This window comes from Bacteroides timonensis, assembly GCF_000513195.1.
GTDB lineage: Bacteria > Bacteroidota > Bacteroidia > Bacteroidales > Bacteroidaceae > Bacteroides > Bacteroides timonensis.
Genome location: NZ_CBVI010000092.1, coordinates 12,133 through 25,405, shown reverse-complemented (window position 1 = coordinate 25,405; position 13,273 = coordinate 12,133). Strand labels below are relative to the sequence as shown.

6 protein-coding genes and 1 pseudogene are annotated in these 13,273 nt (G+C 43.3%); 6 read left to right on the top strand and 1 reads right to left on the bottom strand.

Annotation, left to right across the window (positions count from 1 at the left end; all coding sequences use genetic code 11):
• Nucleotides 1-3,288, bottom strand: coding sequence for an HYD1 signature containing ADP-ribosyltransferase family protein (locus BN161_RS30845; RefSeq protein ID WP_052356318.1), 3,288 nt, complete (start codon nt 3,286-3,288; stop codon nt 1-3).
• A 598-nt stretch (nt 3,289-3,886) separates the two neighbouring features.
• On the opposite strand from BN161_RS30845, the pseudogene BN161_RS17360 reads away from it, so the two are divergent.
• The 6 genes and pseudogenes from BN161_RS17360 to BN161_RS17335 all read left to right on the top strand — a co-directional run.
• Nucleotides 3,887-4,281, top strand: a pseudogene (locus tag BN161_RS17360) (AraC family transcriptional regulator); the annotation flags it as partial.
• A 101-nt stretch (nt 4,282-4,382) separates the two neighbouring features.
• Nucleotides 4,383-5,006 (top strand): DapH/DapD/GlmU-related protein, encoded by a 624-nt coding sequence (locus BN161_RS17355; RefSeq protein WP_044268692.1) that lies wholly within the window; start codon nt 4,383-4,385, stop codon nt 5,004-5,006.
• A 334-nt stretch (nt 5,007-5,340) separates the two neighbouring features.
• Nucleotides 5,341-6,999, top strand: a complete 1,659-nt coding sequence (locus BN161_RS17350) for a DUF6377 domain-containing protein (RefSeq protein ID WP_044268689.1) — start codon at nt 5,341-5,343, stop codon at nt 6,997-6,999.
• A gap of 251 nt (nt 7,000-7,250) precedes the next feature.
• Nucleotides 7,251-10,250 (top strand): SusC/RagA family TonB-linked outer membrane protein, encoded by a 3,000-nt coding sequence (locus BN161_RS17345; RefSeq protein ID WP_044268687.1) that lies wholly within the window; start codon nt 7,251-7,253, stop codon nt 10,248-10,250.
• Nucleotides 10,251-10,262: 12 nt separating this feature from the next.
• Nucleotides 10,263-11,753, top strand: a complete 1,491-nt coding sequence (locus BN161_RS17340) for a RagB/SusD family nutrient uptake outer membrane protein (RefSeq protein ID WP_044268681.1) — start codon at nt 10,263-10,265, stop codon at nt 11,751-11,753.
• Between the two features lie 22 nt (nt 11,754-11,775).
• Entirely contained in the window at nt 11,776-13,272 is a 1,497-nt protein-coding gene (locus tag BN161_RS17335) for a SusF/SusE family outer membrane protein (protein ID WP_044268677.1), read from the top strand.
• Nucleotide 13,273: the final 1 nt, after the last annotated feature.

Here is a 13,273-nt window from a genome sequence, read left to right as displayed (position 1 = left end):
TTAAAATTTTATTTTAAAAATAGTAATACCACCATCCAAAATTCTATTGCTAATATTTAGCGGTTGATTATTAGGTATAAGAAAATTATGTGACATATTCTTTATTACATTTAATCCTGTTACGTCAATCTTTATATAATGAGTCAATGAATTAGCCTTCCAAGGAACGCCATACAAACGTCTAGAGACCTGCCCAGCCGTAAAATCCAAAGAGTTTATATCCGTTAAATACTGTCCATCACCAAATCTTGCATGGACCGGTCCAGTTGATGGTAGCAATTCTCCACTCTCCATTATACTGTTATATCCTTGCTCCGTTGTATAATGAGTCAATGTTGTTGGAGAATCATTTAATGTTGTTGGAGACACTTCTGTAGAAGCTGCATTCGGCAATTCTTCCGGAAGTGCTATTGGAGATTCAGGATGCTCTATATTGCCAATCGGTGTATTCTTTACAGAGAATGGGTTCCGACCTTGTGCGATATCTGCTCCAGTCCACACATTTTTTCCCTGGAAATAAGAAATCGCCCCTCCGACTATTGCTCCGGACGCTGCCCCTGTTGCCGCTCCATAGAACATCCCTGTTGTTGCACCTGTCATGAAATCCGTAAAATTCCCCCCAGCCATAATCGCATTACCACCTCCAAGTACAAAACCAGACGCTGCTCCTGCTGCCATTCCAACAGCAGCACCTCCTGCGACTCCGGCTAAACCTTCTAAAACACCGGTTACAGCTCCCCCTGTTGCATATCCAAGAGCACCAGCAGCGGCACCAACACCAAAATATCCCAGTCCTTGCCAGAAATTATCTATATTATTCCAATTCGTTGCGACATTTATGATTCCTCCAACTACAGCAGCAGCTACGAACCACCAGAATTCACCATTCTCATCTACATAGCATAATGGATTATTCATACCATATGTATAACGATTAAATCCTTGTAGATTATCAGGCAACTGTACATATGGATCCGGAGAAAGAAAACGCCCAAGAATCGGATCATATAACCGGGCATTCATATTAACTAAACCAAAGACCGCTAAATGTTCATGACCAGTATATCCACGTCCTAACATAAGCTCGGGTTCCGTTTCTGGCGCATTAACCGATTGGTTTACCGGATTACGCAACCTTCCCCATGCATCATAACTATATTCAGCCAGTAAAGCGCCTGTGCTATTTGTGACGTGAGTAATGCTTCCCAGATAGTCCCGACAAATGTAATTCAGTTGCCAGACACCATTCTGTTTGACGTAGACCGCATAAGCATCATAATAATTGCCACCAAAGTACAACTTTTCTTTGGTTTCTCCAACTTTATTATCAATTTCATAAACATTCCCAAGATAGTAGCGTGTCAGATAATTATTTCCGCCCTTTTTAATCTGCATCTTTACACGCTGGTTGTCCGCATTATACGAAAATGTAGCTTGATAGTCATTTCCCGTAATCGAATTGGGGCGCATGAAAGACGTATAAGTAATATCCTGCTGCTTAGACAGCGTATTGGACAGTCCGCTAATCGGTGTGATAGTTTGTACTTTATATTTGTCATATCCTAACGTGCCAGCATCGCTTTTTGACATAATATTACCCAAGTTATTGTAAGAAATTGTTGCATTTTTATAACCTGTCAAACGATTCAAACCGTCATATGTAAAATTCTCAGTGAGGTTTCTTGTTACATCTTTGCGGGAATTCAAATTTCCATTAACCGATTCAAAATCAAAAGTACTATTTAAGAAAGTGCCACTTGCTGTTGACGAGGCCGTTCTCCCAGTAGGGAAACCATACCCATCATAAGTATAATTCCGCGTTATATTTCCGGTTACAATTTTAGTAGGATGGCCGAAAACATCTATTGCCTGTAAATCCCAAATAGGGACATTTCCTATTTTGACAGTTTTAAGATGGTTATTGGTATAAGTGTAATTTTCCGAAGCTATCGTTTCTGTTTGAGACACATAAGTTGTTCCCGTTATTCTTCCATTGATATATGAATAATTTTTCTGTAACCATTTACTATCTATCCCTACTTCTTTTTCCGTTAGTATATTGCCGTAACCATCATATGTATAAGTAAAAGAAGTACTGTTCGTTCCTGAGATAGAAGACAACAATTGGTCTGAATTATATGTATAAGTAAATGTGGTTTCCGGAGTAATTCGTTTTAAAACCTTGCCAAACTTATCAAACGTTGAACTAACAGTTTTCCCTCTTGCATCCGTTTCCGTGCTCCTGTTACCATAACTGTCATATCCATAAGTAATTGTTCCCGCTGACGGGTCGGCTATACTAACCAATCTGCCATATGTATCATAGGTGAAAGTTGTATAAATTTCATTCGATATACGAATAGAATCAGGATTTCCATTAGTCAGGTAACTATAGGTGATACTACCGGATTCATCACTGACTTTTGCCAGTTTACCCAAATCATTAATTGTGCGAGTTGTTGTTATTCCGTTTTTGGTTTCTGTAATGGATGTTCCGGCATAACTGAAGAGATCTTCTTTACCAGATGCATATTGTATCTTCACCGGACGGTCAAATTCATCATATGTATAGGTATTCCATAGTGTTGCCGAAGTACCTACAAATGGTAAAGATTCTTTTTGTAATAAGCAGTTCCGGTCATAATAAAAGTCTGTATATACTATTTTACCGTCAAACTGCGTAGTTCCTAATCTAACAACCTTATCAAAAATATTATAATAGGTAGTAGTAGGACTTAAAGTAGATGACTTCACAACAGAATATAAAGCTTGTGGAACAGATTGTGCCCATGATATATCATTAGTTTCAACCACATTATCAGGATACGTTGTCTTGATTAAATTACCCATATTATCATATTCATACAGAGTAATCTTATTTTTGTGATTCTTTTCCTGAATCATTTTTCCCCGTCCATCATAAGCATAAGTTGTCTTAAATCCATACGAGTTTGTCATTTCCGAAAGAAATTTTCCATTTGCGGAGTACTTATAACTAGTAGTTAATGGGTTCGTAGACGTGTACGGTTTACCTGATTTTGTCAAAACATTGCCAAAAGAATCATAAGTATAACTCTCTTCTAAAGTGGTATATGTAGTATTAACTGAAGAAACTTTTTTTGCTATGTTGTATTGGGAATCGTAAGTAATATCTATTTGTTCTATCCAAGGAGATTTCTTACCCTCTTCTTTCTTTACAGTTTTCTTTAGTGGTAATCCAAGTAATCTTAAAGCTGAAGTTGTGACATTGGTATAAGCTATGGTTTGCGTTTCAGTAGTATTCCCCATAACTTTTATAATAGAGTTCTTGTAGATTAGTTTTTGTATATGCGCACATACGCGCGTGCGCTGAAGTGCGAATTACCATAAACTCTAATATATAGCCAATAGGTATATTGGTTGAATAAATATATTTCTGCCGTTTTTCGAAATTTAGATTTCTCATTCCATTTGTTATAAAGTTGACTACTGGAATTTTTTATCCATTGTTCCAGATATATTCTTCCTTATTCTTGAAATCTAATCCATCCCAATAATTTTGTTCTCCTTCTTTTTTTAGTTCTGTATATGCTAAGTAAAGAGTGTAGAAATCGTAAAATACATAGTAATTTGTCACTATAAACAGGTTGGCAAGCTGGGTTAATATTTCATATACATCTTTATTCTCAGCAAATCCTTGCCTTATAAGATAGATGCCATAGCATTTACATATCGTAGGTATATCGTTTAAATCTATATTAAGTTTATCGAAAATAACGTTGGTCAGCCCTTCTAAATAAATCTGGTCATCCGTATCGGTTTTATGGCTTAATTCAATGATGTGAGGTGTTTTATATTTGGTTTGCGCTAATTCTGTTGCCCATTCAATTCATTCGGGAGTAATCTCGAAGTAAGTCTTTGCAAACTACCATCCAATCGCCCCGATATTGTAAGTTTGTTCGAGTCTATGACTCCTTATTTCAATTCAAACATTCAGACTACAGATAAGTTACTCCAATTGAAAATGACTGAGGGGCTTCGTGTACTGCTCAATACCAGTAAAAACCTTTATGCCTCCATTTTTGACTTTATCGATCCTTGGAAGATTGATATTCTTGAATTTTTAGAACGAAATTACATGAATGATCTGTCAATAGAAGAAATAGCCAACACGGGACGCAGTCTCTCCACGTTCAAACGGGATTTCAGGAAATATACAACCTCTCTCCGCAGAAATGGTTGATACAACGCCGTCTTGAAGCCGCGCACGAGTTGATAAGGAGAGGTGGATGCAGAGTATCTTTATTTATGACCTTCCGAACAAAATACTTTGAGCCGTGCAACAAAGTCCATGTATCCTGTTTCACGTACCTTTGTCGCAGAATATTAAAAACAAATAAGCTATGAACGATATTTTTGCAAAAGATCTAAGCGGTGAGATGGTTTCACCTAATGAACCGGGCTATGACGAACTGATAACTGACATCTTCGCCACAATGAAGACTGCAACCGAAATGAATACAGGTTATCACACTCCCGAAGTAGTGCATGAATATATGGGACGTATTTTGGATAAGGAACTGGATGCAAGTACCACCGTTCTGCCGCCACTCTACATCGATTACGGAAAGCCTGTAACTATCGGTAAAGGATGCTTTATCCAGCAATGCTGCACGTTTTTCGGACGAGGTGGAATTACGATAGGCAATGAGGTGTTTATCGGACCGAAAGTGAATCTGATTACGATTAACCATGACGTGAATCCGGAGAACCGTAGTGCCACATATGGTCGCCCGATTGTGATTGAAGACAAGGTTTGGATAGGTATAAATTCCACGATACTACCGGGCGTTAAGATTGGTTACGGAGCCATTGTGGGAGCCGGTAGTGTGGTGACAAAGGATGTTCCTGCGATGACAATTGTGGCCGGTAATCCTGCACGGGTCATCAAAAAGATATTTCCTAATTCCGTACCAACTAACAGTCATTTAAAGAAGCCCTTTTTAAAAGAACTTTCGGAAGTATGAAAATGTTACATGATAATGTCGGGACGGAATATAGTAAAAACGGTCTATATCCGCTCAGGAGATAGTTGTGGTACAACTTTTACAGGGCTACACCCTTTCTTGCGGATGGTGTAGCCATTACCTCCAAAGGGTGTAGCCATCTGGGAGAAAGGGTGTAGCCCTGCCGGAAGGACGGTTTACTAACACTGGGGATTGATGAATGTTATTTGACAAGTAATGCTTTACCTTTAAAGATATTCTGATTTAAGTGCTATCCGCATGGGATTCTATTAAATTTTACTTATTTTTGCATAGAACTTCTTGTAGAAGTAACCTTTAACCAATCGAAACTCAGATGAAGAAAATACTCACATTCTTATATATATTATGCTGTGTATGTATGTGTCAGCTCCATGCCGCCAACAATGTTGTAGACTCCCTCTTATCCCAACTGGACCATGTAATTCAAAACCGCCCTGTATACATCGAGCAAAAAGAAAAGAAGCTGAACGACCTGAGACGAGCCTTGAGACAACGTATTTCTGATGAAAACCGCTTTGCCCTATTGGGGGAATATCTGGATGAATATCGTTCCTACAACACCGACTCTTCGCTCTACATCTCACGTGAGAGATACCAGGTAGCCCTGCGACTGAAAAACAAGGAACATCAGGACAACGCCCTCATGAACACTGCTGAGATTATGGGCACGGCAGGCATGTATAAAGAAGCAATCGACTTGATGCACAACGTACAAATCAATCAACTGCCGGATGAACTCCACCCATATTATTACCATATTTATCGTACCGTCTATGGCCTCATGGCCGATTATGCCGTTACGGAACAGGAGAAAAAACTCTATGCCGAGATAACGGATAGATACCGTGATTCTCTGCTACTGGTCAACAAAGACAATCTTCTGGTGTACACGCTGATTCAGTCCGACCAGCATAATGTGCGGGGTGAGTTCGATAAAGCCATCCAGTTATTGACCGACTACCTGGCGGGACAGATAGACAATGTGCACGATGTGGCCATCTGTGCCTACACTTTATCAGAGTCATACCGCCTGAAAGAAGACACCGAAAAAGAGAAGGAGTATTTGATTCTTTCCTCCATTGCAGACATGAAGTCCGCAGTGCGCGAATATATTTCTTTGAGGAAACTGGCTGTGTTGCTCTATCAGGAAGGAGACATAGACCGTGCCTATTCGTATCTGAAACTGTGTATGGACGATGCCGTGTTCTGCAACGCCCGGTTACGTATTCTGGAAATCCTGCAAATCTTCCCCCTCATCAACGACACTTACCAGCAAAAGGCTGAAAAACAACAGGAACAAATGAAATGGGCGTTAATCTCTATCAGCCTGCTGTCCATTTTCCTACTGATCGCAATCTTCTATGTGTATAAGCAGATGAAACGCGTAGCAGCTGCACGCCATGAAGTGATAAATGCCAACAAGCGTCTGAAAGAATTGAATGAAGAACTCCACCGCTACAATCTGCAACTGAAAGAAGCCAACCACATCATTGCCGAAAACTCCTACCTGAAAGAGGAATACATCGGCCGCTATATGGACCAGTGTTCCGTATATCTGGAAAAGATGGACAACTATCGCCGTTCGCTGGGCAAGATAGCCGCTACGGGCAAGGTAGATGAGCTATACAAAAACATCAAATCTTCCAAGTTCATAGAAGAGGAGCTGAAAGAGTTTTATGCCAATTTTGATAATACCTTCTTGCAACTGTTTCCCACTTTTGTAGAAGACTTCAACACCCTGCTTGCTGAAGGGGAGCAGATTTACCCCAAGGCCAACGAACGAATGAGTACCGAACTGCGTATCTTCGCCCTTATCCGTTTGGGAATTACCGACAGTGTGAAGATTGCCCAATTCCTGCGCTATTCTGTGACTACCATTTATAATTACCGTACCAAAGTTCGTAATAAAGCTGCGGGCGACCGTGACCAACTGGAACAGGAAGTAATGAAAATAGGTAAGTCGAGAGACTAAAACCACACTTTTAAGGCATATAAGTGTCTTTTTTACGCTTATATTTTTACTACTTTTTTTGGCACAATGTGTCTTCTTGATAATGTTTATTATCAGCGTTTTATGCCTTGTAAAACGCCTAAAACTACTACTTTTTCACTCTTTTCCCCCTTATTGCTTCCTCTTATCAGATACATTTGCATTGTTCCTTCACAGAGGGGACAAATGCATGTGAATCTATATTTTTATTACTAACTTTAAACTCTTATATTATGCAAAAGTACAAAATGCCGATCAGGCTTCGAATCATGGTTTGTCTGATAGGAATGTTACTTCCGATGTGCATGTTCGCACAGCAAATCACAGTACAAGGTGTAGTGAAAGACCAGACCGGAGAAACCGTTATCGGTGCCAGTGTGGTGCAGAAGAACACAACGAACGGTACGATAACGGGTATTGATGGCGACTTCTCGCTGAATGTGCCTTCGGATGCCGTTATAGTAGTTTCATTCGTGGGCTATAAGTCTTTGGAAGTTCCCGTGAAAGGGCAGAAACAGATTATGGTAACACTCTCGGAAGACAGTGAAATGCTCGACGAAGTGGTGGTCATCGGTTATGGAACCATGAAGAAAAGTGATCTTACCGGTGCTGTTTCCTCTTTGGGAAGCAAGGACATCAAAAATGCCCCCGTTTCTAATCTGGGACAAGCCATTCAGGGCCGCATCTCCGGTGTGCAGGTAGTGGATGCCGGAAAGCCCGGTGACAATGTATCTATCAAGATTCGTGGTCTGGGTTCCATTAACAACTGCGATCCGCTGGTGGTGATTGACGGTGTGCCTACCGACTTGGGTTTGTCTTCACTGAACATGGCGGATGTGGAACGCTTGGACGTATTGAAAGACGCATCGGCTACAGCCATTTACGGTTCGCGTGGAGCCAATGGGGTAGTGATGATTACCACTAAGCGCGGAACGGAAGGGAAAGGCAAATTGTCGGTATCCGCTAATTGTGCTTTCCAGAACGCCACGAACGTTCCTTCTTTGCTAAGCGCAAGCCAGTATGCCGATTTGAGTAATGATATGATGGTGAACAGCGGTCGCAACCCGAACCCGAATTGGGCAAATCCTTCGGAACTGGGTGCAGGTACTGACTGGATGGACGAATTGCTGCGCACGGGTGTGATGCAGAACTATACGGTAAGTTATTCCGGAGGAAATGAGAAGTCCCATTATTATGTGTCCGGTGGTTTTCTCGATCAGTCAGGTACGGTGCGCAGTGTAAACTATCGCCGTTTTACGTTTCAGTCCAACAGCGACGCACAGGTGCTGAAGTGGTTGAAGTTCTCCAATAATATCACTTTCAGTACTGATACGAAGGATTCGGGCAGCTATAATATCGGTGATGCGCTGAAGGCTCTTCCCGTTCTTCCGGTGAAGAATGAAGACGGTTCATGGAGTGGGCCGGAAGGTAATTCGGAATGGTACGGTAGCATCCGCAACCCGATAGGACCTACGCAACTGAACAAGAGTCAGACGAAAGGTTATAACTTCCTTGCCAACCTGACGGCGGAACTGACTTTTACCAAATGGCTGAAATTCAAGAGTACTTTCGGTTACGATGCCAAATTCTGGTTCATCGATAACTTCACGCCGAAATATAATTGGAAGCCTATTCCGACGGAAGAAACTTCACGTTACAAAAGCGATAATAAATCATTCACTTACCTGTGGGATAACTATTTCCTGTTCGACTATACCTTTGCAGAAAAGCATCGTGTGGGAGTAATGGCGGGTTCGTCTGCACAGTGGAATGAGAATGATTACCTGAATGCTCAGAAGAACGTCTTCATGTTCGATAATGTGCATGAAATGGATAACGGTCAGGAGATGTACGCTATTGGAGGCAGTTCCAATGAATGGGCATTGCTCTCTTACATGGCACGTATCAACTACTCTTACGAAGACCGCTATATGCTGACGGCAACTATTCGTCGTGATGGTTCCAGTCGTTTCGGTAAGAAGAACCGTTGGGGTACTTTCCCTTCTGTATCTGCCGCATGGCGCATTTCACAGGAAAGCTGGTTCCCGAAGAATGACATTGTGAACGACCTGAAAATACGTGTAGGATATGGAGTGACGGGTAGCCAGGCAAGTGTCGGCAATTATAGTTACCTGGCATCTTACAACACCAGTGTATATCCATTCGGAACAACGAGTGGCAATCAGACCACATTGGTTTCCTCTACGCTTGCCAATCCTTACATCCATTGGGAAGAGGTGGCACAGACGAATATCGGTTTTGATGCTTCCCTGTTCAATTCACGGATCGTATTCTCACTGGATGCTTATCTGAAAGAGACAAGGGACATGCTGGTGAAGGCATCCATCCCCATCACATCGGGATTTGAAGATACCACCACCACTTATACGAATGCCGGTAAAGTGCGCAACCAAGGCTTGGAAATGAGTCTGCACACCATCAACCTGACCGGAGAACTGGGTTGGGAAACAAACGTGACCGCCACTTATAATAAGAATAAGATTAAGGACCTGAACAGCGCGGTTCCTTACTATATCAACCAGATCAACAACTCGTATGTGACGATGCTGGCAAAAGACTATCCGATTAATGCCTTCTACGGCTACGTGACGGACGGCTTGTTCCAAAACCAGGCGGAAGTGGATGCGCATGCCGTGCAGCCGGGAGCTGAACCGGGCGATATCCGTTTCAGGGATTTGAACAACGACGGTGTCATCAACGACAGTGACCGCACGGTGATTGGCAATCCCAATCCCAGTTGGTTCTTCTCAATGAACAATAACTTGTCTTATAAAGGATTCGAGCTTTCCATATTCCTTCAGGGAGTGGCCGGCAATAAGATTTATAATGCCAACAATATCGACAACGTCGGTATGGCTGCCGCATACAACCAGACGACTGATGTGCTGAACCGCTGGCGCGGAGAGGGGACAAGTTACTCCATGCCGCGTGCCGTGTTCGGTGATCCTAATCAGAACTGCCGTGTATCTGACCGCTTTGTAGAAGACGGATCTTACTTGCGTGTAAAGAACATCACATTCTCTTATACCTTCCCGAAACAATGCTTGCAGAAGTTGCAGATAGAGAATGCACGCCTTTCCCTTTCTTGTGAGAATGTGGCTACCATTACCGGGTATTCCGGTTTCGATCCGGAGGTGGATATCAACGGTATTGATCTGTCCCGTTATCCCATTTCCCGTACATTCAGTGTAGGATTAAACTTTAACTTTTAAATAGATTCGGATATGAAAAAGATAACAAACTTACTATACGTGCTGGCTGTATTGATGCTGGTATCATGTAACGACTTCCTGGATAAGTCGCCCAAATATGCCGTTGACCCTGAAACAACCGTGACCGATGATGTGGCCGTGGCACTGACAAGCGCTTGTTACAAGGCGCTTCAGTCTTCCAATCTCTACAACCAGCGTATGTGGTCGCTGGATATCGTTGCGGGCAACAGCCTGGTAGGTGCAGGCGGTGGTACGGACGGTCTGGAAACCATACAGGCATCCAATTTTATCACGCAGAGCGATAATGGTATGGCCCTGTATATGTGGCGTTCTCCGTGGGTAGGCATCGGGCAGTGCAACATTGTGCTGACCAGTCTTCCGCAGGCCGAGGCCGTATCGGAAAGCATAAAGAACCGTTGTATGGGTGAAGCATATTTCCTTCGTGCCCATTACTATTATATCTTAGCCCGTTTGTATGGTGGTGTTCCTTTGCGTCTGGAACCTTATAATCCGGGTGAATCTACTGCAATAGCACGCACTACGTTGGATCAGACTTATGAGCAGATCATTTCGGACTGTAAGAATGCGGTCGATTTGCTTCCGGCGAAAGCTGAATATAATGAAGAAGAAAAAGGACGTGCCTGTAAGGATGCTGCCCTTGCCATGCTGGCGGATATTTACCTGACACTGGCTCCCAACCATACGAGTTATTATGAAGACGTGGTGGAACTGTGCAATGAGATTACGAACTTGGGTTACGACCTTTCCACCTGTAAGTATGAAAATAACTTCGATGCTACTATCAATAACGGTCCCGAATCTCTGTTTGAAGTGCAGTATTCCGGAAGTACGGAATATGATTTCTGGGGAACGGACGGTCAATCTTCTTGGCTTTCCACTTTTATGGGGCCCCGTAACTCGAACTTTGTTGCAGGCAGTTACGGCTGGAACCAGCCTACGGAGGAATTTGTGAGCCAGTATGAAGAAGGTGACAAACGGAAGGAACTGACGGTTCTTTATGCAGGTTGCCCGGACTTCGACGGAAAGACTTACAAGAGTTCTTATTCCAATACCGGATATAACGTGCGCAAATTTCTGGTGTCCAAGACTATTTCGCCGGAATACAATACGAACCCCAATAACTTTGTTGTGTACCGCTATGCGGACGTCTTGCTGAAGAAAGCGGAAGCGTTGAATGAAATGGGACAACCCGATCAGGCTACCGCTCCCCTGAATATAGTTCGCAAACGTGCCGGGTTGCCGGAAGTTTCGGGTCTGTCACAGGAGGCGATGCGTGAGAAGATTATTCACGAACGGCGCATGGAACTGGCGTTCGAAGGACATCGCTGGTTCGATATGATCCGCGTCAATAATGGAGAGTCTGCCATCCGTTTCCTGCAATCCATCGGCAAGAACAGTGTGAACAAGAATCGCCTGTTGTTCCCCATTCCGCAGACGGAAATGGATGCGAATATACTGATGACACAGAATCCGGGTTATTAATCACTTAAATCAGAAGAAGAATATGAAAAGATATATTTCACATTTAGTATTTGCATTGCTGGGTTGCATGGCACTGTCTGCATGCGTGGACAATGACTATATGGAACTGGACAAGGGGCACAATGAACTGGCACTTTCCACCAGCAACACGGAAGTCGTTTTGAACGAACAGGCGCATGGTGATGATGCCCTGGAACTCTCCTGGACAACGGGCACGAATTATGGTACGGGAAACAAGATTTCCTATACACTGGAACTAGCCAAGGCGGGCAGTAATTTTGCCGCTCCTTATGTGGCTTTGGAGAACGTTGTGCAGGAATATACCTGGAAGAAGAACGTGGAGGAATTGAATAACATCCTTCGTGAGCATTTCGGTGCGGAAACTACTGAAAACATCTCTCTGGAAGCACGCCTGACAGCCAAAGTAACGGATCGGGAAGAGACGCAGGTGGCCACCACCTCTTTTAGTGTCACTGCCTACAAACCGTTGACTGCCACTCTTTACCTGATAGGTGATGCCACTCCCGGCGGTTGGAGTGCGGACGATGCAACGGAAATGACTCGGAAAGATAATGGTATCTTTACATGGACGGGAAAAATGACTGCGGGTTCCTTTAAGTTTATCACTACGCTGGGTTCTTTCTTGCCGTCGTACAACAAAGGGACTGACGGTAAACTGGTGCTTCGTACCAGTGCCGATCAGCCGGACGAATCGTTTACGATTGAAGAAGAGTTCAACTATGTTGTTGAAGCGAACCTGTTTACCGGTGTTGTCACTCTGACTCAGACCGAGAACCTCAGACCGGCTTACGATCAGCTTTATTTCGTAGGAGGTATGAACGACTGGGGATTTGTGCCGATGAAAAAGGATGTGCTCGATCCATTCCTGTTCCGCTATGCCCGTTCGTTCGATGCAGGCCAGAGTGGGGAATTCAAGTTCGGAACTTCGGAAGGAAGCTGGGAGAATATGTATAAGGCAAAGAATGCGGATGCCGCTTACACCGATACGGAAATGGTGTTTGTGAAAGGGTTCGATCCTGACAATAAATGGGTGCTGAAAGATGCCGAATGTGGCAAGGCCTATAAGATATGTGTCGATATCCGTGCAGGGAAAGAGCGCATGATGATGAGCGAATTTGTTCCTTATGAGATGATTTATATGGTAGGGGATGCTACGCCTGCGGGATGGAGCATTGGAGATGCCACGCCGATGCAGGCCACGGATAATCCGTATATATTTACCTGGCAAGGTGTACTGAATGTGGGTGAGTTGAAACTGACCTGTGATAAGAAAGAGGACTGGAACGGTGCTTGGTTTATGCCGACCGTAGCCGATAAGCAGCCTTCGGGCGAGACGGAACCAATGTTGTTCCTGGATAAGGCCAGTGACGCTTTCAAAGCTCAATACCTGGATGTAATGATTGGAGGTATCGACCTGAAATGGAAAATCACGACGGCAGGTTCTTATAAGATTACCCTGAATCAACTGGAAGAGACGATTTCAATAGTGAAACAGTGAA

Coding starts and splice junctions, on each gene's coding strand:
- BN161_RS17345 (WP_044268687.1), top strand. CDS start 7,251: ATGCAAAAGTACAAAATGCCGATCAGGCTTCGAATCATGGTTTGTCTG.
- BN161_RS17355 (WP_044268692.1), top strand. CDS start 4,383: ATGAACGATATTTTTGCAAAAGATCTAAGCGGTGAGATGGTTTCACCT.
- BN161_RS30845 (WP_052356318.1), bottom strand. CDS start 3,288: ATGGGGAATACTACTGAAACGCAAACCATAGCTTATACCAATGTCACA.
- BN161_RS17350 (WP_044268689.1), top strand. CDS start 5,341: ATGAAGAAAATACTCACATTCTTATATATATTATGCTGTGTATGTATG.
- BN161_RS17335 (WP_044268677.1), top strand. CDS start 11,776: ATGAAAAGATATATTTCACATTTAGTATTTGCATTGCTGGGTTGCATG.
- BN161_RS17340 (WP_044268681.1), top strand. CDS start 10,263: ATGAAAAAGATAACAAACTTACTATACGTGCTGGCTGTATTGATGCTG.